This window comes from Streptomyces mesophilus (genome assembly GCF_011044995.1).
In the GTDB taxonomy this organism is placed as follows: domain Bacteria; phylum Actinomycetota; class Actinomycetes; order Streptomycetales; family Streptomycetaceae; genus Streptomyces; species Streptomyces mesophilus.
Genome location: NZ_JAAKZW010000003.1, coordinates 106,530 through 127,866, shown reverse-complemented (window position 1 = coordinate 127,866; position 21,337 = coordinate 106,530). Strand labels below are relative to the sequence as shown.

Below are 21,337 nucleotides of genomic sequence, written 5' to 3'. Positions count from 1 at the left end.
CTTGAGGTAGTCGAGAACTTCGGCGTTGTTGTCGTTGGTCATGGCTCTTCCGGTCTCCCCTAGCCGAGCTCTTTGTCGAGCAGCGCGAGCAGGTCTCCCGCTGAGGCCGAACTGATCTGGTCGGCGACCCCTTGCGGCGCCCCGGCGCCCGTCAACGAACGCACCCGGCCCTGCAGTTCGCCCAGCAGCGTGGAGACGGTTGCCTGCTCGTCCTGGTCGAGCGAGCGGAAGGCCTCCTCGAGGCGGCCACCGAGTCCCTCGATCTCCTTGGCCAGGTGGGCGAGCGGTGACACCGGCTGCGGCGCCTCCTGCGGGCCGATCGCCGCACTCAGGAACTGGGCGATGGCGGCCGGGGTGGGGTGGTCGAACACGAGGGTCGCGGGCAGTTTCAGGCCGGTGACCGCCGTGAGTTTGTTGCGCAGTTCCAGCGCCGTGAGCGAGTCGATGCCGAGTTTCTTGAAGGACTCGCCGGGCGAGATCCGCGCGGCGTCGGCGTGCCCGAGCACGAGCGCGGTCTGCGTCCGTACGGCCTGAAGGAGCGCTGCCTCGGCCTCACCGCGGTCCAGCTCCTTCAGCTGTTCGGCCAGTCCCGCGTCAGCGCCTTGCTCCCGGGCCGCGTCGCCGGTGTCCGCGCCGGCACCGGACAGGGTGCGAAGCAGCGGCGAGCTCAACTCGCCGAGCGAGGACAGGTTCAGGCGTACGGGAACGAGCTCCGGCTCACCGCAGGCGAGCGCCGCGTCGAACAGGGCGAGGCCCTCCTGCGAGGCCATCGGCGACACGCCCTGGCGCAGCATGCGCTCGAGGTCCTTGTCGCCGAGGCCGGCGCTCATCTCACTGCGCTCGGCCCAAAAGCCCCAGCACAGCGCCTGTCCGGCCAGGCCTTCGGCCCGGCGGGCCTGGGCGAGGCCGTTGAGGAAGGCATTGGCGGCCGCGTAGTTGGCCTGCCCCGCGAGGCCGAGCACGCTCGCGACCGACGAGAACAGGACGAACGCGGACAGGTCCAAGTCCCGGGTCAGCTCGTGCAGATACCAGGCGCCGCGGACCTTGGGTGCGAGCACCGCGTCCACGCGCTCCTCGGTCAGCGCCGCGAGGACGCCGTCGTCCAGGATGCCCGCACAGTGCACGACCGCGCTCAGCGGATGCTCCGTGCTCACCGCGGCGAGCAGCGCGGCCACCGACTCACGGCTCGTCACATCGCAGGCAGCGAAGTCGACATGGGCGCCGGCCTCGGTCAGTTCCGCACGCAGGGCGTCCACGCCCGGGGCGTTCCCGCCGCGCCTACCGGTCAGCAGCAGGCGGCGTACGCCGTGCTGGGCGACAAGGTGGTGGGCAAGCAATGCGCCCAGACCTCCGGTGCCGCCGGTGATCAGGACGGTGCCCGTGCCGAGTGGTGCGCCTTCGGCGGGTACCGGCAGGCCGGGGTCGGTTCCCACCGAGGCCAGTCGGGGTGTGCTGAGCCGGCCGGCCCGGATCTTGAGCTGGGCCTCGCCGGTGGTGGCCGCGGCCGTGACCTGGGCGAGGGAGGCGTCCTCGTCGTCGATGTCGACGAGGACGAACCGGCCGGGGTTCTCGGTCTGTGCGCTGCGCACGAAGCCCCACACCGCGGCGGCCGCCGGGTCGGGCCCCGCCCCCTGCTCGTCGGGGAAGGCGTTGCGGGTCACCACGACGAGACGGGAGTCGGCGAAGCGCTCGTCCGCGACCCAGGTCTGCGTCCAGTGCAGCACCTGGCGTACCGCCTGTTCGGTGGCGGCGGTGAGGTCGGCGGGGTCGGTGGGGGCGACGGCGATGAGGACGGAGCGGGGTATGTCCCCGTTCAGGACGGCGAGTTCACCGAGGTCGGGGTAGACGGCCCGGTCGGCGCCCAGGACGGAGGTGACCGGATCGGTTCCTCCCACGACCGCGTACGTGTTGTCGTCGGCGCCCGTCGTGACGGGCTCCCAGTCCAGCTGGAACAGCGAGTCCCGGCTCTCGAAGCTCAGCTCGGTCAGCTGCGCGATGTCCGCGGGCCGCAGTACGAGGCGGTCGACGGCGCCGACGACGGCGCCGTCGGAGTCCGCGAGTGTCACGGACAGCGCCTCCTCGCCCGCCGGGGCGAGCCGGACGCGCAGTGCGGTCAGGGGCCGTTCGACGTTCAGGGTGAGGCCCTCGTACTGCTGGGGCAGCAGCCCCTGGGACACGTCATCGCCGGTGGACGTGCCGAGGCCCGCCGCAAGCACCGTGGCGTGCAGCAGCGCCGGGTGCAGGGCGAAGGCGCCCTGGGCCGCGCCGTCCTCGGGGAGCTCCACCTCGGCGTACACGGTGTCGCCTTGTCGCCAGGCGGCCTTGAGGCCGCGCAGGAGCGGGCCGTGGTCGAAGCCGAGGCGCGCGAGCCGGGCGTATTCGTCCGCCACGGGTACTTCCGTCGCGTCCGTGGGCGGCCAGACGGCGAGGCCGCCCGGTGCCGGTGCCTCGTCGGTGAGGACGCCGGCGGCGTTGCGCGTCCACCCGCTCTCGCCGTCGCCGCGCGAGTACACACCGAGCGTGCCCTCACCGTCGGCCACGACGCGCAGTTCGCGCTCGCCGCTGCGGCTGAGCACGAGGGGCGTGAGCAGGGTGAGTTCGCCGACGGCGGCGCGGCCGGTCTTGTGCGCCGCCCACGCCGCGAGCTCGGCGAGGACCGCGGCCGGAACCAGGACGGCACCGTGCACCACCTGCTGGGCGAGCCACGGGTGACGCTCCGGGCTCAGGCGTGCGCTGCCCACGACGCTGGTGCGCCCGGCGTCGTCGGGCAGGTCGATGACGCTGTCCAGCAGCGGGTGGTCGGAGGTGGTCGCGGCGGTGGTCTCGTCAGGGGTGTTCAGCCAGTACCGGCGGCGTTGGAAGGCGTACGTCGGCAGGTCGACGCCTGCGTCGTCCACGCCCTCGAACGCCTTCTGCCAGGCGACGTCGGCGCCTGCCGTGAAGGCTTCGGCCGCCGACTCGTACAGCCGCGCGAAGCCGCCCTCGTCGCGGCGCAGCGAGCCGACCGCGAAGCCGGTGGCGCCCTCGGTGGCGTCGAACATCTCCTGGATGGTCATCACGAGCAGCGGGTGCGGGCTGATCTCGATCACGGCGCTGTCGGGCTGCTGTTCGATCAGGCCCTGCATGGCGGTCGCGAACTGCACGGGCTCACGCAGATTGCGGTACCAGTACGCGGTGTCGAGCGTCAGCGGGTCGATCGTGGTGCCGGTCACCGTGGAGACGATCGTCACCGGTGAGGGCTTCGGTGTGATGGTGCCGAGCTCGGCCTGGAGGCGGCCGTCGAAGCGGTCCATCAGCGGGGAGTGCGCGGGCACGCTGACCTTGATCAGACGGGCCCGGACGCCTTCGGCCTGGAGGATCTCGACGAGCTCCTCGACGGCCTCGGTCTCCCCGGAGACGGTCGTGGAGTTGGGGCCGTTCAGGGCGGCGATGCCGATCCGGCCCTGCCACTGGGCGAGCCGTTCGCGGACGCGGTCCTCGGGCAGCAGGATGCCCGCCATGGTGCCCTTGCCGGCGACCTCGATCGCAATACGGGAGCGCAGGGCCACGATCTTCGCGGCGTCCTCCAAGGTGAGAGCGCCGGCCACGTAGGCGGCGGCTATCTCGCCCTGGGAGTGGCCGATGACCGCGTCCGGGGTGACGCCCAGGGAGCGCCACACCTGTGCCAGGGACACCATCACGGCCCACAGGACGGGCTGGACGACGTCCACGTCCCCCAGGTCGGCGGCTTCGGGCCCGCCGCACACGGTGTCGATCAGCGACCAGCTGACATGAGGTGCGAGCGCGGCCTCGCAGGCTCGCAGCTGCTCGGCGAAGACCGGGGAGGTCTCCCACAGTTCGCGGCCCATCGCGACCCACTGGGCGCCCTGGCCGGGGAAGACGAACACCGTCTTGCCGACCGGTGCCGCCTGGCCGCGGACGACTCCGCCCGTGGCCTGTTCGTCGCCGGCCGCGACGGCGGCGAGCCGCTCCAGGAGTGCGGCGCGGTCGGCGCCGATGACCACCTGACGGTGCTCGAACAGGGACCGCCGGGTCACCAGCGCCCGGCCCACGGCCGCGGGGTCGAGCTCCGCCGCGCCGTGGTGCGCGAGGGTGTCGTACAGCTTCTGCGCCTGGGCCCGCAGCGCGCCTTTCGAGCGCGCGGACAGGACCCAGGGCACCACCGCGCTGGTACGGGACGGGAGTTGGCCGTCGTCAAGCGCGTCGCCGGGCTCGGGCTCGGGCTCCTGGGGGGCCTCCTCCAGGATCAGGTGCGCGTTGGTGCCGCTGATGCCGAAGGCGGAGATGCCCGCGCGCCGGGGCCGGTCCTCGGGTGTGGCCCACGGACGGGCCGCGGTGAGCAACTCCACCGCTCCGGTCGACCAGTCGACATGCTCGGAGGGCCGATCGACGTGCAGGGTCCTCGGCAGTACGCCGTTCCGTATCGCCATGATCATTTTGATGGTGCCGGCCACGCCCGCGGCCGCCTGGGCGTGACCGATGTTGGACTTCAGCGAGCCCAGATACAGCGGGCTCCGGCCTTCGCGGCCCTGCCCGTAGGTGGCGAGCAGCGCCTCCGCCTCCAGCGGGTCGCCGAGCCGGGTGCCGGTCCCGTGCGCCTCGACGGCGTCCACGTCGGTGACCGCGAGGCCGGCGTCGGCAAGGGCCGCGCGGATGACGCGCTGCTGTGCCAGCTCGTTCGGCGCGGACAGGCCGTTGGAGGCGCCGTCCTGGTTGATCGCCGAGCCGCGGATGACCGCCCAGATCCGGTGGCCGTTGCGCCGCGCATCGGAGAGCCGTTCCAGGACCAGGACGCCCGCGCCCTCGGAGAACCCGGTGCCGTCGGCCGCGTTCGCGAACGCCTTGCACCGGCCGTCCTCGGACAGGCCCCGCTGGCGGGACATCTCGACGAGCATCCCCGGGGTGGGCAGTGTGGCCACGCCGCCGGCGAGCGCCAGCGTGGACTCCCCCGAGCGCAGGGACCGTACGGCCTGGTGGATGGCGACGAGCGAGGACGAGCACGCGGTGTCGGTGGAGACGGCCGGTCCGTGCAGACCCAGGGAGTAGGCCACGCGGCCCGAGGCCACGCTGAGGTAGGTGCCGGTCATGCCGAAGCCCTCGGTCTCACCGGCTGCTCCGCCGCCCATCCGGGGCCCGTAGTCGACGCCGTACAGGCCGGTGAACACCCCCGTCTGCGAGCCGCGCAGCGTGGCCGGGTCGATGCCCGCGCGCTCCAGCGCCTCCCAGGTGGTCTCGAGCATCAGCCGCTGCTGCGGATCCATGGCGAGCGCCTCGCGCGGGCTGATGCCGAAGAACTCCGCGTCGAAGTCCGGCAGTTCGTGCAGGAAGCCACCGGTGCGCGTGTACGTCTTTCCGCGGGCCCCCGGGTCCGGGTCGTACAGGGCGTCGAGGTCCCAGCCGCGGTCGGTGGGGAAGTCGCCCATCGCGTCCACCTCCCCGGACACGAGCGACCACAGCTCCTCGGGAGAGGAGACCCCGCCGGGAAAGCGGCACCCCACGCCCACGACGGCGATCGGCTCGCGCGCACCTTCCTCCAGCTCGCGTACCCGCTCGCGCAGTTCCCGCGCGTCGCCGACCGCACGCCGCAAGTAGGACCGGAGCTTGTCCACTTCCTCCACCAGGGGCCTCCCTCAACAGTTGCTTGGAAGAAAGAGCGGCTATACGTATCCGCCGTCGATCAGGGCGTACAGGTCGTCGTCACTGCTGTCCGCCGGCACCGGGCCGGCCGGGTCCGCGAAGGCCGGGACGGCCTCGGGCCGGTCCGGCTCGAGCCGCGACCACAGGTGGTCGGCGAGCTGCTGCGGCGTGGGGTAGGTGAACGCGACGGTGGCGGGCAGGCGTTGGGCGGCCGCCTCGCCCAGCCGGTTGCGCAGGTCGATGGCCATCGAGGAGTCGAAGCCGAGGGACTTGAAGGTCTCCGCGGCCCGGGCCTGGATCTGCGCACCGCTCAGCGCGGCGCCCCTGGTCGCGAGGAGTGCCGCCGTCTCGGCGCAGACCAGCGCGCGCACCGCCTGCGCCGAGTCGAGGTCCGCGGCGCGGACACCGGCCGTGCCGGGCTGCCCGGCCGCGTCGTGCGCGGCGCCGGAGCTCGCGGACGCCTTGAGCCAGTGGCGCCGGCGCTGGAACGGGTAGGTCGGCAGGGCGATCCGGCGCCGCCGCTCGGTGTTCGGGGCCGTCGCGGTGTTCGGGGCCGTCGCGGTGTTCGCTGCGTGCCAGTCCACCGGCACCCCGTGTACGTGCAGTGAGCCGAGCGACCTCAGGACCGTCCCCAGTCCCCCGTCCTGCCGGTTGAGGGTGGAGACGACGGCGGGCGGGGTGGTCAGCGCGTCGGCGGCCTCCTCCATGCCGATCTGGAGGATGGGGTGCGGGCTCACCTCGACGTACACGCCGCCGCGTTCGCGCATGAGGTGTTCGATGACCTCGCCGAAGCGAACGGTCGAGCGCAGATTGGAGTACCAGTAGGAGGCGTCGAGAGCGCGGGTGTCCAACAGGGCTGCGGTGACCGTGGAGTGGAACTCCACCTCGGCCGACCGGGGCGCGATCCCTTCGGCGGCCCGCAGCACCTGGTCGCGGACGCGTTCCACGTGGTGGGAGTGGGACGCGTAGTCGACCTTCAGGCGGCGCGCGCGGATCCCCTCGCCGTGCGCCGCGGCCTCGAACTCGTCGAGGGCCCCCGGGTCTCCGGAGATCACCACGGAGGCGGGTCCGTTGGCCACCGCCACCGAGAGCCGGCCCGCCCAGCGCACCAGGCGCTCCTCGACCCACTGCTGCGACGCGCCCACGGCGCTCATCCCACCCTCGCCGACCAGCGGCGCCAGGGCCTGACTGCGCAGTGCGACGACACGTGCGGCGTCCTCGAGGCTCAGCGCACCGGCCACGCAGGCCGCGGCGATCTCGCCCTGCGAGTGGCCCACCACCGCGTCGGGCACCACACCGAGCGAGCGCCACAGGTGCGCCAGGGACACCATCATCGAGAACAGCGCGGGCTGGACGACGTTGTCGCCGTCCTCCAGCGTCGGGGCCGATGCGGCGCCGGTCACCAGGTCCACGAGCGACCAGTCCTGCCAGGGTTCGAGAGCGCGCGAGCACGCGTCGATCGAGCGGGCGAAGACCTCCGACTGCGCGTACAGCTGCCGGCCCATGCCGGCCCACTGCGAGCCCTGGCCGGGGAAGACGAGGACGACCGGGCCCGCGGGTGCGGTGGCCGTGCCGCGGAGCACGCGGGTCCCGGTGTCGCCGGCGGCCAGGTCCGTCAGGCCCGCGAGGGCTTCTTCGCGGTCGTCGGCGACGACAACGGCGCGGTGCTCGAAGGCCGTTCGTGTAGTGACCAGCGAATGCGCCACGTCGGCCTGCGAGAGGGATCCGTCTGCGGCCACCCGGTCGCGCAGGCGCGACGCCTGTGCGCGCAGGGCGCCTTCCGAGCGCGCGGACAGGACCCATGCGACGGGGGCGTCCGGCCTGGCGGTGGCGTCATCAGCCGCGTCGTGCGGGGTCTCGTACGGCGTCGGTGCCTGTTCCAGGATGACGTGCGCATTGGTGCCGCCCATGCCGATGGACGACACCCCGGCCCGGCGCGGCCGCTGCGCGGTGCCCGGCCAGGGGCGCGTGGCGCGCAGGACCTCGAAGTCGCGCGGGAAGTCCTCGACGGCGGGGTTGGCGGTGGTGAAGCCAGGGGTGGGGACGAGCTCGCCATGCTCCACGCAGAGCACGGTCTTGAGGAAGCCGACGAGGCCCGCGGCCGGCTCCAGATGTCCGACGTTCGCCTTCACCGAGCCGACGGCCAGCGGGCGGGTGCGGCCCGAGGGGCCGAACACCCGGCGCAGGCCCGACAGTTCGGCCGGGTCGCCGAGCCGGGTGCCGGTGCCGTGGGCCTCCACGTAGTCGACCTCGTCGAAGTCGATGCCGGCGCTGCGCAGGGCGGACCGTACGGCGGCGGCCTGTCCGGTGGGGCTGGGGTCCGGCATCCGTGCGCTCGCGCCGGCGCTTGCCACGCCCCAGCCGCGGATCAGCGCGTGGATGTGGTCGCCGTCGGCGAGCGCGAGATCGGCCCGCTTCAGCAGGACGAACGCCCCGCCCTCGCCCCGGGTGAAGCCGTTGGCCCGTGCGTCGAACGGGTAGCAGCGGCCGTCGGGCGACAGCGCGCCCAGATTCGCCAGACCCGCCCCGGCCTCCGGGTCGACGACCAGTTGCACACCGCCGGCGAGCGCCAGGTCGACGGCGCCGGACCGGATCCGCTCGCAGGTCAGCGCCAATGAGACGAGGGAGGACGACTGGCCCGAGTCCGCGCTGAAGCTCATTCCGCGCACGTCGAGGAAGTGCGAGATGCGGTTCGCGATCAGCGCGCCGCTGGAGCCGAGCGCGGCGTAGTGGTCGTCCTGGTCGCTGCCGGACAGCTTGCGCAACAGGTCGTAGCCGGAGGCGGCCGCGCCGACCACCACGTCGACCTCGCGGCCCGCGAGGACGCCCGCCGCGATGCGTGCGTTCTCGACGGCCTCCCAGGCGAGTTCGAGTCCTAACCGCTGCACCGGGTCCATGGCGGCCGCTTCCGCGGCACCGATGCCGAAGAACCCCTCGTCGAAGAGGTCGACGGAGTCGAAGAACGAGCCCGAGCCGAGCGTGGCCGCGTCCGGATGCGCGGCGTACCGGGAGTCGGCGTCGTCGGCCCGCTGCCCGGGGAAAGTGCCGATGGTCGACTTCCCGTCGCGCAGCAGACGCCAGAAGCCGTCCGGGTCGTGCACACCGGGAAAGCGGCACGACATCCCGACCACGGCAATATCGGCGGCTGCGCCACTCATGGCTCTTCCTTCCGGTCTTCTTCGGTCCACGGCTCGTACAGGCGAAGGGCGACGGGCGCGCCACGCGGCAGGTGCAGCAGGTGTGACAGGCAAGGTTCGAGGTGCGATCCGCGCCGAGCTCAACGCCAGCCGGTGATCAGCTCCCGTAGCTCTCCGGGCGCGTCCATGAAGTCGTAATGGCCGCCGTTCAGGACCCGGAACTCGACCGAGTCCGCATAGCTGCGCCACCCGTACAGGTCCTCGAGGTCCACGTCCGTGTCCTCGCGCCAGTGCAGGACGACGACGGGACAGTCCACCGTGGCGGGTTCGGTCCGCCGGTAGGCGCTCGCGGCCGCGGTGTCGCGCAGCAGCACCATGACACCCAGGTCGAGCATGTCGGGGCGCGGTTCGACGCCCCGGCTGCGCACGAAGGAGCGGACCTCGGCGCGCAGTTCGGGCTCGCTCATGGAGAGCATCCGGTCGCGGGCCGCGTCGTGCGGGGCGGGCTGCCCGGACACGAACAGGACCTCGGGCGTCGGCAGTCCCCGTGCGGCGAGACGGAGCACGGTCTCGTACGCGGGCACCGCGCCCGCGCAGTGCGCGAAGAACGCGTAGGGGCGGTCCAGCCACGGAGTGAGCGGTTCGACGAGCGCGTCGGCGAGATGCTCGTACGTGCCGTAATGCGGGTGGCCGAGCCGGTTCTCCCGGCCGGGGAACTGCACCGGGCAGATCTCGATCCCGTCGAGGTCGGCCGGCCAGGCGCTGAACGCCGAGGCGCCCGCGCCGGAGAAGGGGAAGCAGAACATGCGGGCCGGGTGGTCGGTGCCCGGTGGGCGCACGAACCACGGTGACGTGGTGGTGGTACCGGTGGTCATGGCGTCCGCCGTTCCTGGGCGACGATGGGCAGATGGGTCATCCCGGCGATGAAGTACGAGCGCAAGTGCTCGGGATCACCGGCCAGTTCGAGCGAGCCGAACCGCTGGAGCAGTTCCTCGAAGAAGATCCGCAGGGTCATCCGGGCCAGGGGCGCGCCGATGCAGAAGTGCGGTCCGTAGCCGAACGCCACCTGGCGTTTGGCGTTGGGCCGGGTGATGTCGAACGTGTGCGGATCGGCGAACTGGGCGGCGTCGCGGTTGGCCGATCCGATCCATGCGACGACGGCGCCGCGGGCCGGGATCACTCCCCCGTCGAGCTCGACGTCGTCCACCGCGTACCGCATGAAATTGCAGGCGGCCGACGTCCAGCGCAGCCCTTCCTCGACCAGGTTCGGTATCAGCGAGTGGTCGGCCTGGGCCTTTTCGAACTGCTCGGGCCGCTCGATCAGCGCCTGTACGGTGCCCGAAACGGTATGCGGGGTCGTCACGTTGGCGCCGAGCAGGATGCTGTAGCCGTCGAGGGCGATCTCCTCGTCGGTCAGCGGCTCGCCGCCTGGCCGCACGCTCATGAGGTGGTGCAGCAGGCTGTCGTCCTCGCCGCCCGTGGCCCGGCGCGATCTCGCCCAGTCCCGTACGTAGTTGACCAGTTCGTGGTGGGAGATGGCCAGCGTCGCCGCCTCGTGGCCGACCAGGAAGTGCCGGTCCGTGGGGGCCGTCACCATCGCGGTGAGCTGGACGAGCTCCTCCCAGTCCTTGGCCGGGATGCCGAGCAACGGCCCGGTGACCATCGCGGGCAGCAGCAGGGCCCGCTCCGCGAGGTCGTAGGGCTCCCCGTCGAGGGCCGGCTCGAGGAAGCGCACGATCGTCGCGCGGATCGAGTCCTCCCACGACCGCACCGCGCGAGCGGTGAGCTTGGAGCCGAGCGGCCGGCGAACCTCGGTGTGCCGCGGCGGGTCGGTGGACGTCATCAGCACGCCGGCCGCCTCGTCGTCGGTCCCGAGGTGGGTGGGGACCGTGCCGCGCTCCGACGTGAACTCGCGGTGGTCGCCGAGCACCCGGCACACGTCCTCGTAGCGGGTCACCGACCAGAACTCCCGTCCGTCGGGGAGCACTTGGTGGTGCACGGGCGCCTTGTCCCGCATGACGTCCCAGATCCGGTGCGGATCACCCGACGTGTACAGGTCCAGATCGAAGAGGTTGACCGTGTCGAGGTCGACATCGCCCGCGGGCCCCGGCGTCAGCCTCACGTCGCCGACCGCCCCTGCTCGATCAGTTCGGCGACCCGGCTCGGGGTCTGGGCCAGGTAGAAGTCGCGCACGGACAGCTGGACTCCGTAGTCCTCGGCCACCCGGTCGATGATCTTGATTCCGGTCATTGAGTTGCCGCCCAGCGCGAAGAAGTCGTCTTCGGGGCCCACTTCGCGGCCGGTGAAGAACTCGGCCCACAGCTGGGCCACTTCGTCGACGAGCGATGCCTGCGCACTCGATGCCGTGACCTGTCGTTCCATTTTCAGCCTTTCCCTTCCTCTGCCTGACGGGAAATTCCGCACATGCCGTCCCGTCGGCGGGACATATCCGTGAATTGACCCGGGGTACTGATGGAATCGAGGCTCGGGGCCGTCGCGACGCCAACGTAGATGCCACGGAAAAGGCCGGGCAAGCAAAGACGTCACGCACCCCCTGCCGGACAGCCTTTGTCCCGCCGACGGGACAGCCTTTGGCGCCTGCGACGGTACGGTCGGGGCGGCCGGCCGGGAGTAACTCCCAGCGGTTTTCGGTGTGTCAGAAGATCCTGTGGTGGAGGGGAATTCCATGCTCAAGTCTCAGCGACTTGCGGTACTGCCCATCGACTCGTACGACCTGGACGAGGAGCTGGCCCTCGTGGACCGCCACGAATACGGCGGCCAGTACGACGTCTTCACCTTCGGCTCATGGTCGTCGCACGTGCTGGCCAACGCCAGCGGCGCCGAGTCCGACGTCACGTTCCGCCCGCACGAGGGCACGCTGGCGCTCACCGAACTGGGCGAGCAGCTGCCGAACATCATGACCCTGGTGACCACGCACTTCCCCCTGGAGCGGCTGCAGTGGGTGCGTATCTTCGCGCTGCGCGAAGGGATCATCGCCCCGCACGTGGACTTCCTGGAGTGGGCGAAGCCCGGTCTGCGGGTGCAGGTGCCGCTGCGCACCAGCGAGGAGTCCCTGCACTCGGAGAACGACACGCTGTACCACATCCGCCGCGGCGAGGTGTGGAAGATCCACTCGACCGATCCGCACTCGGCGCGCAGCACCAGCACACAGGCGCGCCTGTCCCTGTGCCTCGACTTCACCGACGAGGACGTGCCGCTGGAGATCAGCGGCACGATTCCCGCGACCCGTCAGGTGCGCGTCGTGGAGCCGCCGGCGCCCAGCGACGCGGAGCTGGAGGAGCTCATCGCCTCCGGTGAGACGTTCACGGCGCAGAATCTGCACGCGCGCTTCCGCCCCTTCGCCGAGCTTCACTTCGAGCGCAAGGCGCACGCCACCGCGGCGTTCGACTGGTACATCCAGGCCGCGCGGCGCTCCGGGGACGAGGACCTGGTCGCCAAGGCGCAGGCGTTCCGTACGTACTGCATCGAGAAGCGGGCCGAGGACGAGGCCTTCGTCTGGTAGCACCGTCTGCCGCGAAGACCGCCGAGGGGCGGCGCACCTGAGGTGCGCCGCCCCTCGGCGGTGTGCGTGGTGTCAGCGGGTCGTGGTGCCTTCGCGCAGCCGGTCCATCATGTGCCGGGTGCTCTCGATCGGGCTCTCGGCGGGCGCTGCCGTAGCGCTCGACGGCAGGGCCGCGTTCAGCTGGGTGACACGGTCGTCCCACTCGTCCTGGCCGGCGAACGGGATCGTCTCGCCCTCCTGGTAGGCCGGGAACGGCCGGTAGGTGTTGACGCCGCTCCGGTCGGATCCGCGTACCAGGAGCGGGTCCAGGTAGACGCGGTCGCCGTGGATACGGGTGGCCGTGGAGATGTAGCCCATGTCGAGGCCGCAGCGGCGCCTGGCGGAGGTGTTCGGCTCCGAGCAGTGCAGCAGGTTGGGGTGGTGGATCGACACGTCGCCCGGCTGCAGTTCGATGCAGACGACGCCGCGCTCCTCGGACCACTGGCGCACGATCTCGTCGCGTGCGGAGGAGAACAGCATGTTGTCGGTGTCGGTGCGGGAGGTCGGCGTGTGCAGCGGCAGCACGTGGCTGCCGGGGATCATGCGCAGGCAGCCGTTCTCGACGGTGGACTCGTCGACGGCCAGCCACACCGTGAGCGCGTCCATCGGGCTGAGCGGCCAGTACGCGCCGTCCTGGTGCCAGAGCACCGGCTGCCCGTCGTAGGGGGGCTTGCAGATGTAGTGGGCGGTGAACGAGGCCACGTCGGGTCCGAGGAAGAACTCCGCGATGTCCACGAGCCGGCGGTCGGAGACGACGCGGGCCCAGAAGGCGTCGTTGCGGATCAGCGGGTGATGGAAGTGCTCGGGTCGCAGGTCCGGGTACTTCTGCGTGAGCCACGCGACGTGCGCCTGCAGCTCCTGGATGAGTTCCTTCGGTATGACGTTGCGAATGATGGAGAAGCCCTGCTCTGCGTATTCCCTCGCTGCCTTCTCGAGGACGCTTTCGCTCACGGCTGTGGTCATGCGTCAGATCCTTTGCAGGTTTCGGTGGCCCGTTACCGGAAGGAATGAATCGGCCGGATCACGCGGATCAGAGAATTCGGCGCGGCAACGCGCCTGATACGCGGGAGACTTCAGGGCGGCGGAGAACTTCTGTCCCGACCGTGCCGCCAAGTCCCTGGCATCTCCATTCTCTGCCGTGACGTATCGAGGGTGTCAACGCCCGCAGGCCTGACGCCGGTGCGGGGTGGAATACGTCGAGTTCACGGTTTGCAACTGCTGCCCGTGGTTCGCGCCGTCGGATGTGCGCGTTGCGCTGTCCCGTTGACAAGACATTCGGTGGCAAGACAGCGGTCAGGCGCGCTTCTTGAAGGTGGAGACCGCCCAGACGTAGCCGACGACGGCGAAGCCGACGCACCAGGCGACGGCCACGACGGCGTCGCCGCCGGACACGTTGCCGGCGAGCAGGCCGCGCAGCGTCTCGATGATGGGGGTGAAGGGCTGGTACTCGGCGAACTGCCGCACGCCGGCGCCCATCGAGTCCGCGGGCACGAACGCGCTGCTCAGGAACGGCAGCATGATCAGCGGTACGGTGCCGAGCCCGGCTGTTTCCACGGACTTGGCGGCCAGGCCCATCGCGACGGTGAGCCAGCCCGCGCCGAAGCTGAGCAGGACGAGCAGCCCGATGGCGCCGAGCCAGTCGACGGCGCCGGCTTTCGGGTCGAAGCCCATGAGGAAGGCGACGCCGATGAGGGCCGCCTCGGCCGCGAGGCAGCGCACGGTGGTCACCACGACGTGTCCGGTCAGGACGGAGCCGCGGGAGACGTCCATGGTCTTGAACCGGTTGATGATGCCCTTGGTCATGTCGTCGTTGACGGCTGTGGCCGTGGCCCCGAGGCCGTAGCTGACGGCCATCACCAACAGGCCCGGTGTCGCGTAGTCGATGTAGTCGACGCCGACGCTGAACGCGCCGCCGAAGACCTTGACGAACATGAGCATGATCACGATGGGGAACAGGACCGCGTTGAACACGGTGGTGGGGTTCCGCAAGGTGTGCTTCATGTTGCGGCGCAGCATGATGGCGGAGTCGGCCAGAGGTGCCGTGGCGGTGCTCATCGCGCGATCGCCTCCTTGTCCGTGCGCTGGGCGACGACGTCGGCGGTGTCCCCGGTCAGCGCGAGGAACACGTCGTCGAGGTCGGGCGAGTGCACGGAGAACTCCTGTGCGTTGAGGGCGTGTTCGTCGAGCCGGTCGAGCAGGGCCCGCAGCGACCTCGACTGGCCGTCGCTGGGCACCCGCAGGACCAGCTCCTCCTCGTCGGGTGTGCCGGCGGGCAGGATGCGCGCGGCCGCGCCGAGTTCCTGCGGGTCGGCGAACCGCAGGCGCACATGCGTGCCGGGGATCTGCCGCTTGAGCTCGTCGGCCGTGCCCTGGGCCACGAGGCGGCCCTGGTTGAGGACCACGATCCGGTCGGCGAGCTGGTCGGCCTCTTCCAGGTACTGGGTGGTGAGGAAAATGGTCGTGCCCTCGGCCACCAGGTCGCGGACGATGCCCCACATGGTGCGCCGGCTGCGCGGGTCGAGGCCCGTCGTCGGCTCGTCCAGGAAGATGATCTTGGGGGCACCGACCAGGGTCATCGCCAGATCGAGTTTGCGGCGCATGCCGCCGGAGTACGTGACGGCCATCTTGTCCGCCGACTCCTCGAGGTCGAAGCGTTCGAGGAGGGACTTGACGACCTGGTCACCGGAGCCCACTCGCTTCAGGTCCGCCATCAGCTGCAGGTTCTCGCGGCCGGACAGCAGATCGTCCACCGCGGCGAACTGGCCGGTCACACCGATGGAGGCGCGCACTTGCTTCGTCGCCTTCGCCACGTCGTGCCCGGCGACGCGCACCGTTCCGGCGTCGGCGGTCAGCAGCGTCGTCAGGATGTTCACCGTGGTCGTCTTGCCCGCACCGTTGGGGCCGAGCATGGAGAAGATGGACCCCGCCGCGACCTCGAAGTCGATGCCGTCCAGCACGACTTTGTCGCCGTACGCTTTGCGCAGCCCTGAGACTGCAATCGCGGAACTCGTCATACCGCCACTGTTCCGTGCTGTGCTGACAGGGCGCTGCCACGGACCTGACACGGCTGTGGAGCCTTCTCAGCTGCAATCTCGCGAATTGCCGTCCCTGGTAGGGATCTGGCTCGGCGCCGGTGTCCGGCAAAGCATCGGACCGTCCGGGAGGAGGGGTCGTCACCCGTCCCGGACGGTCCGATGGGTCCTTGGCCGGCTCTGGACAGTCTGTGCCGCGATCACGTCACTGTCTGTGCCGCGATCACATCCAGGATCTGCTCGCCGTGGTCGACGAGGTACATGTGGTCGCCCGGGAACTCCACATAGGTGAACGTGCCGGTCGTCGCATCCTTCCACTGCCGGGCTTCCTCGGCGGTGACGAGACCGTCGTGGTCGCCGCGCAGCGACACGACCGGCACCGTCACCAGGTCGTCGGTGCTCGGCACATAAGCCTCGTGCATCGAGCAGTCGGCATGCAAAGCGGGCAGGATCAGCTCGCGCATCTCCGGGTGGTCGAGGGCCTCGTGCCGGAAGCCCGCGAACTCCTCGACCCTGGCGAGGAATTCGTCCCCGCTCAGGCCCGCCGCCCGCCGTTCGCGCTGGGTCCAGGGCCCGGGCGAGCCGCTGACGACCAGGCGCTCGACGGGCACGTTGCGCCGGCCGAGCAGATGCGCCAGTTCATAGGCGAGTACGGCGCCGAGGCTGTGACCGAACAGGATGGTCCTGGTGCCCTCACCGAGTTCGGCGACGACACGGTCGATCTCCGCCTTGGCCGCCTCGACGACACTGCCGTACGGCTCCTCGAGCAGCCGCTTCTCCCTGCCGGGCAGGTCCACCGTCGCCACGCGCCAGCGGCCTGCGGCCAGCTCCCGCCACGGGTGGAAGAAGGATGGACCCGCTCCGGCGAACGGGACGCACAGCAGCGCGATCTCGTTCTCCTGGTCCGCGGGCGTGCCGGTCTCACTCATTCTGGTCGACCCCCAACTCTGCTCGTTGCTTCGGATTCCTGGTCGCCGCGCCGGTCACTGGGCCAGCTTGCGCGCGATGACCTGCATGATCTGGCCTGCGGGCTTGGGCATGTGCAGGTCGTGGTGCGAGGCGTCGACGTCGTACTCCTCGATGGAGCCTTCGATGTGCGGCCGCCAGTCGGGCCCGTAGGAGGTCAGCCCGTCGACCTTGTCCACGGTCGCGTTGAAGTACAGAAGGTCGCCGCGGTAGACGGGCGAGTCGAAGTCGCCCATCTTCTGCAGGTTGTTGGACCCCACGCGGGACATGTTCACCAGGAAGCTGTCCATGTTGCCGGTGTTCATGAACTGGCCGAAGACCTCCTCGACGTCCTCCCGGTAGAGCTCCGGGGTCCGGTCGGCCACCTGGTTGAACCCGTTCTCGGGGTCGGGGCTCGCCGGCTGGGCGTCGAGGACGGCCAGGGTCTCGATCCGGTGGCCCAGCTGGTCGAGCTGCACCGCGATGGCGTGCGCGATGGGCGCTCCGTAGGACCAGCCGACGAGGTTGTACGGGCCCTCCGGCTGGACCTTGAGGATCTGCTCGAGGTAGTCGTCGACCATCTCCTGCACCGAACCGGCCACCGGGTCCTTGCCGTTGGAGCCGCGGGACTGCAGGGCGTAGCACGGCCGGTCCGGTGTCCAGGGGGCGAAGGTGAAGTACGCCCAGCCGAGGCCGCCGCCGCCGTGCACGAACCACACCGGCGGCTTGCCGGTGCCGGGGTCGCGGTTCAGCGGCAGGACGACACCGAACGAGTCGTCGTGCTCGCCGGGGATGGAGCCGATGAGCAGCAGCGCGGCCAGCTCGGCGACGGTCGGGTACTGGATGATGGTCCGCAGCGGCATGTCGACGCCGAAGTGCTTGCGGATACGGGCGCCGAGCCGGGTCGCGAGCAGGGAGTGCCCGCCGAGGGCGAAGAAGTCGTCGTCGATGCCGACGCGTTCGAGGCCGAGCAGGTCGGCGAAGAAGCCGCAGAGCTCCTCCTCGTGCGAGTTGCGCGGCTCTCCGCTGCTGACGGTGGTGGTGTGCTCGGACGGCAGCGCGTTGCGGTCGATCTTGCCGGATGCGGTGAGCGGCAGCCGGGACAGCGGAACGACCGCCGCCGGGACCATGTAGTCGGGCAGGCGCCCGCGCAGGTAGTCGGGGAGTTCGGCGAGCAGCGGTTCCAGGGCCGTGGCGAGAGCCGGGGCATTGGACCGGGGCCGGCCGACGGTGTCGCCGGGTACGTAGGTCCCCGTCACGGACCCGGTGGTGTGGCCCTGGGGCAGCAGCACCGCGTCGAAGGCGTGCGGGTGCGCGCCGGACCAGGTGAGCACCGCGTCCAGGCCTTGCTGTGCGGCCCAGGCGGCGATCTGGTGCGGGTCGCCCGGCGTGCCGGGCAGGGTGTCCTCGTGCACGACCGCGGCGAACGTCGCCGTGGCGGCCTCTTCGACGAGGCGGGCGTTGGGGATGCCCGTCACGCGCAGTGGTCCGCCGGTCCGGCGCACGACGGCGGCCAGAGCGCTGTGGTCGCCGCTCCAGGGCGTTGTGGGCACGGTCGTCAGGTCGAGGGCGGTGGCCCGGTCCTTGTGCAGGACGACCTCGAAGCGGTGCCGGGTCAGCGCGTTGTGCGCGGCGCCCGGCTTCAGCCGGATGTCGACACCGGCGCCGTTCTCGGCGGCCCAGTCGGTGAACCACTGCGGGGCGACGAACAGTTCGCGTTCGGCGAGCAGCGTCTGCTCGACCGAGGCCCGCAGCTCCTCGTGCGAGGCGTAGGGCTGTTCGGCGCGGGCCTCGGCGGCGGCCAGGGTGCGCTGGGTGGCCGCGTTGCGCACATCCCCGACGATCAGCCTTCCGCCCGGCGCGAGCAGAGCCAGGACGCCGGTGAGAACCCGGTCCAGATAGTCCGTACCGGGGAAGAACTGCGTCACCGAGTTGAGGACCACGGTGTCGAACGAGCCGCCGGGCAGGCCGAGAAGGTCGTCCGCAGCCTGGACGCTCAGGTGGACGCGGTCGCCGTGGCCCGCCTCCTCCACCTGCTCGGTGAGCCGCTCCACGACGGACTCGGAGACATCGGTGGCCCAGTACTCCTCGACCTCGCCGACGACCTTGGACATCAGCAGTCCCGAGCCCACGCCGATCTCCAGGACGCGCCGCGGCGCGAAGCGCAGCACCTGCGCGGCTGCCGCGTCGCGCCACTGCTCGACGTCCTCGTCGTTCAGCGGCTGTCCGGTGTACACCGCCTCCTTGAACTGCTGGAGGTCCTCGCCGAAGGGCACGTGCTCGGTGTCGTGCCAGGCGTCGTCGAAGGTCTCGCGCCACGCGGCCAGCTGACCGGCGGTGTCGGCCGTGACGGCGTCCGGGTCGGGTGCCACGTAGGCGACGAGGCGCTGGTCGCCCTTCTGGTCCTCGCGTACGGCGACGGCCGCCTGCGCCACCGCGGGATGCGAGGTCAACGCCTGTTCGATCTCGCCGAGTTCGATACGGAAGCCACGGACCTTGACCTGGAAGTCGGTGCGGCCGAGGTACTCGACCTGACCGTCCTTGGTCCACTTCACCAAGTCGCCCGTGCGGTACATGCGGCTGCCCGGCTCGCCGAACGGGGATGCCACGAACCGGCCCGCCGTAAGACCGGTCTGCCCGAGGTAACCGCGGGCCAGCTGCACGCCGGCGAGGTACAACTCCCCTGCCACGCCGGGTGCGACCGGTCGCAGCGCCGAGTCGAGTACGTACACCTGCGTGTTCCATACCGGGGCACCGATCGGCACCCGGTCCTCACCCGGCACGTGCTCCCAGGCGGTGACCTCCACAGCCGCCTCGGTGGGCCCGTAGAGATTGTTGACGGAGCAGCTCGGCAACAACTCCGCGACTCGGTTGGCGAGTTGCGGCGGGAAGGCCTCTCCCGCCACCTCGATCCACCGCAGGCTCGTGCACTGCCCGGCAGTGGGTTCGGTCACGAATGCTTCGAGCAGGGACGGTACGAAGTCCGCGCCCGTCACACCCTCGCGCTGGATCAGCTCCGCGAGATACGCCGGGTCGCGTCGGCCGTCCGGGCGCGCGATCACAATGGCCGCACCCACCTGCAACGGGGCGAAGATCTCCGGCACCGATACGTCGAAACTCGCCGTCGTGCTCAACAGCACCCGGTCCTCGACACCGACAGAGAAGTGCGAAAGACCCCACGCCAGACGGTTCATGATCGCCCGGTGCGCCACCGGCACACCCTTCGGACCACCCGTCGAACCCGACGTGAAGATCGCGTACGCCGCATTGTCCGGCGACAGCTCACGCACCGGATTCGACTCCGGATACCCGGACACGTCCGGGAGTTCTTCCTCCAGCACCAGCAGCGGCTTCGCGCTCGCGAGGACGTGCCGCACACGGTCCTCGGGCAACTCCGGATCGATCGGCACATACGCCGCACCCGCCTTGACCACCGCATAGATGGCCACCAGCAGACCCACCGACCGCGGAATCTTCACCGCCACCAGCAACTCAGGCCCCGCACCCTGCTCGACCAGCCAATGCGCCAACTGGTTCGCACGCCGGTTGAACTCCCCGTACGACAACCGCTCCTGCTCACCCACCAGGGCAAGCGCATCCGGCGTCCGCGCCACCTGCGCCTCAAACGCCGACGGCAACGTGTCAGCGACCACCGGCTGCACGGTGTCGTTGATCCCCCGCACCAGCCAGTCGCGTTCCTTCTGCTCCAGCACCTCGATCGAGCTGATCGGAGCATTCGGGTCGGCGACCACCTGCCGCAGGACACGCGCGAAGCGAGCGCCGATGGCCTCGGCGGTCGTACGGTCGAAGAGCTGGGTCGCGTACATGAGGTCGCCGCGCAGCGCCCCGTCGCCGTCCACGGCCATGCCGATGAACAGGTCAGTGAGGGAGGTCTGGGTGAGGTACTGCTCGAACTCGACCTTGAGGTCGGGGAGTTGGACGGAGTGCTTCTCGAAGCTCTGCCAGGCGAACATCACCTGGAACAGCGGCTGGTACGCGGTGGAGCGCTCGGGGTTGATCAGTTCGACCAGGGTTTCGAACGGCACGTCCTGGTGCTCGTAGGCGGCCAGCGCCTTGTCCCGCACCTGCGGCAGCAGCGCGGCGAAGGAGGGGTTGCCGGACAGGTCGACCCGCAGCACCTGGGTGTTGACGAAGAGGCCGACCAGATCGGCGAGGCCTTCGTCGGTGCGTCCGGCGATCGGTCCGCCGATCGTGAGGTCGTCCCCGCCGCCGAGCTTGCTCAGGAGTACGCCGAGCGCTGCCTGCAGGACCATCGCCATGGTCATGCCGCGTTCGTCGGCCAGCTTCTGCAGTCCCGCCGTGACCTCCGGCTCCACCGTGAGGGAGATCGAGCCGCCCTGCGTCGAGCGCTGGGCGGGCCGCGGGCGGTCCAGCGGCAGGTTCAACGGCTGCGGTACGCCGGTCAGTTGCTTGCGCCAGTACTCGGCCTGGGCCGCGGCGAGCGAGCCGGGGGTGTTCACGTCGCCGAGCAGTTCGCGCTGCCACAGCGCGTAGTCCTTGTACGTCACCGGCAGCGGCTCGTACACGGGAGCGCGGCCGTCCCGCCGGGCGGTGTACGCGGCGATCAGGTCCCGGGACAGCGGTCCGCCGGAGACGCCGTCGGAGGCGATGTGCTGGATGAGCAGTACGAGGACGTGCTCCTCGGGCGCGAGGCGGAACAGCCGTGCCTTGAGCGGGGTCTCGGCCGCCAGGTCGAAGCGGTGCGCGATGAACGCGTCGACGGCGCCGCCCAGTTCGCCGCCGGCGACGTCGACGACCGGCAGCGGGACCTCGGCCTCGGCGGCCGGCAGGATCTTTGCGTACGGCTCGTCGTTGTCGTCGGTCAGGAACAGCGTGCGCAGGGTCTCGTGGCGGGCGACCACATCGTGCAGGGCCGCGGCGAGTGCGTCCCGGTCCAGGGGCCCGGTCAGCCGGAACGCCGGTGAGATGTTGTAGGTCTCGGCCCCGCCTTCCAGCTGGTGGGTGAGCCACATGCGGCGTTGCGCGAACGAAAGCGGAATCAC

Annotated in this window: 10 protein-coding genes and 1 pseudogene; 1 reads left to right on the top strand and 10 read right to left on the bottom strand. The window is 70.8% G+C overall.

All coding sequences use genetic code 11. The annotated features are described in order from the left end of the window. Nucleotides 1-59: 59 nt before the first annotated feature. The 5 genes and pseudogenes from G6045_RS02130 to G6045_RS02110 all read right to left on the bottom strand — a co-directional run. Nucleotides 60-5,603, bottom strand: a pseudogene (locus G6045_RS02130) (type I polyketide synthase); the annotation flags it as partial. Nucleotides 5,604-5,657: 54 nt separating this feature from the next. After that, complete coding sequence (locus G6045_RS02125; RefSeq protein ID WP_165330003.1) at nt 5,658-8,795, bottom strand: type I polyketide synthase; 3,138 nt, start codon at nt 8,793-8,795, stop codon at nt 5,658-5,660. Between the two features lie 119 nt (nt 8,796-8,914). After that, the gene (locus G6045_RS02120) at nt 8,915-9,649 is read right to left on the bottom strand and encodes a thioesterase II family protein (protein ID WP_165330002.1); all 735 of its coding nucleotides are present in this window, start codon (nt 9,647-9,649) and stop codon (nt 8,915-8,917) included. After that, nucleotides 9,646-10,896 carry a cytochrome P450 gene (locus G6045_RS02115; protein ID WP_165330001.1) on the bottom strand — a complete coding sequence of 417 codons (1,251 nt, stop codon included), beginning with the start codon at nt 10,894-10,896 and terminating at the stop codon, nt 9,646-9,648. Before G6045_RS02115 ends, G6045_RS02120 begins: the two co-directional genes overlap by 4 nt. Beyond that, nucleotides 10,893-11,156 (bottom strand): acyl carrier protein, encoded by a 264-nt coding sequence (locus tag G6045_RS02110; protein ID WP_165330000.1) that lies wholly within the window; start codon nt 11,154-11,156, stop codon nt 10,893-10,895. Before G6045_RS02110 ends, G6045_RS02115 begins: the two co-directional genes overlap by 4 nt. 304 nt (nt 11,157-11,460) lie before the next feature. Between G6045_RS02110 and G6045_RS02105 the strand changes: the two genes are divergently transcribed. Then, entirely contained in the window at nt 11,461-12,297 is an 837-nt protein-coding gene (locus tag G6045_RS02105) for a putative nonproteinogenic amino acid hydroxylase (RefSeq protein WP_165329999.1), read from the top strand. Nucleotides 12,298-12,369: 72 nt separating this feature from the next. On the opposite strand, the gene G6045_RS02100 is transcribed toward G6045_RS02105, so the two are convergent. The 5 genes from G6045_RS02100 to G6045_RS42115 all read right to left on the bottom strand — a co-directional run bounded on the left by G6045_RS02100 (nt 12,370) and on the right by G6045_RS42115 (nt 21,337). Then, complete coding sequence (locus G6045_RS02100) at nt 12,370-13,299, bottom strand: phytanoyl-CoA dioxygenase family protein (RefSeq protein ID WP_165329998.1); 930 nt, start codon at nt 13,297-13,299, stop codon at nt 12,370-12,372. A gap of 330 nt (nt 13,300-13,629) precedes the next feature. Continuing rightward, nucleotides 13,630-14,391 (bottom strand): ABC transporter permease, encoded by a 762-nt coding sequence (locus G6045_RS02095; protein WP_165329997.1) that lies wholly within the window; start codon nt 14,389-14,391, stop codon nt 13,630-13,632. Then, a complete protein-coding gene (locus G6045_RS02090; protein WP_165329996.1) occupies nt 14,388-15,350 on the bottom strand; it encodes an ATP-binding cassette domain-containing protein in 963 nt (320 codons plus the stop codon). Before G6045_RS02090 ends, G6045_RS02095 begins: the two co-directional genes overlap by 4 nt. A gap of 218 nt (nt 15,351-15,568) precedes the next feature. Further along, nucleotides 15,569-16,297, bottom strand: a complete 729-nt coding sequence (locus tag G6045_RS02085) for a thioesterase II family protein (RefSeq protein WP_165329995.1) — start codon at nt 16,295-16,297, stop codon at nt 15,569-15,571. A 54-nt stretch (nt 16,298-16,351) separates the two neighbouring features. Beyond that, nucleotides 16,352-21,337 carry a non-ribosomal peptide synthetase gene (locus G6045_RS42115; RefSeq protein WP_165329994.1) on the bottom strand — a complete coding sequence of 1,662 codons (4,986 nt, stop codon included), beginning with the start codon at nt 21,335-21,337 and terminating at the stop codon, nt 16,352-16,354.

Coding starts and splice junctions, on each gene's coding strand:
- G6045_RS02125 (WP_165330003.1), bottom strand. CDS start 8,795: ATGAGTGGCGCAGCCGCCGATATTGCCGTGGTCGGGATGTCGTGCCGC.
- G6045_RS02120 (WP_165330002.1), bottom strand. CDS start 9,649: ATGACCACCGGTACCACCACCACGTCACCGTGGTTCGTGCGCCCACCG.
- G6045_RS02110 (WP_165330000.1), bottom strand. CDS start 11,156: ATGGAACGACAGGTCACGGCATCGAGTGCGCAGGCATCGCTCGTCGAC.
- G6045_RS02105 (WP_165329999.1), top strand. CDS start 11,461: ATGCTCAAGTCTCAGCGACTTGCGGTACTGCCCATCGACTCGTACGAC.
- G6045_RS02100 (WP_165329998.1), bottom strand. CDS start 13,299: ATGACCACAGCCGTGAGCGAAAGCGTCCTCGAGAAGGCAGCGAGGGAA.
- G6045_RS02095 (WP_165329997.1), bottom strand. CDS start 14,391: ATGAGCACCGCCACGGCACCTCTGGCCGACTCCGCCATCATGCTGCGC.
- G6045_RS02090 (WP_165329996.1), bottom strand. CDS start 15,350: ATGACGAGTTCCGCGATTGCAGTCTCAGGGCTGCGCAAAGCGTACGGC.
- G6045_RS02085 (WP_165329995.1), bottom strand. CDS start 16,297: ATGAGTGAGACCGGCACGCCCGCGGACCAGGAGAACGAGATCGCGCTG.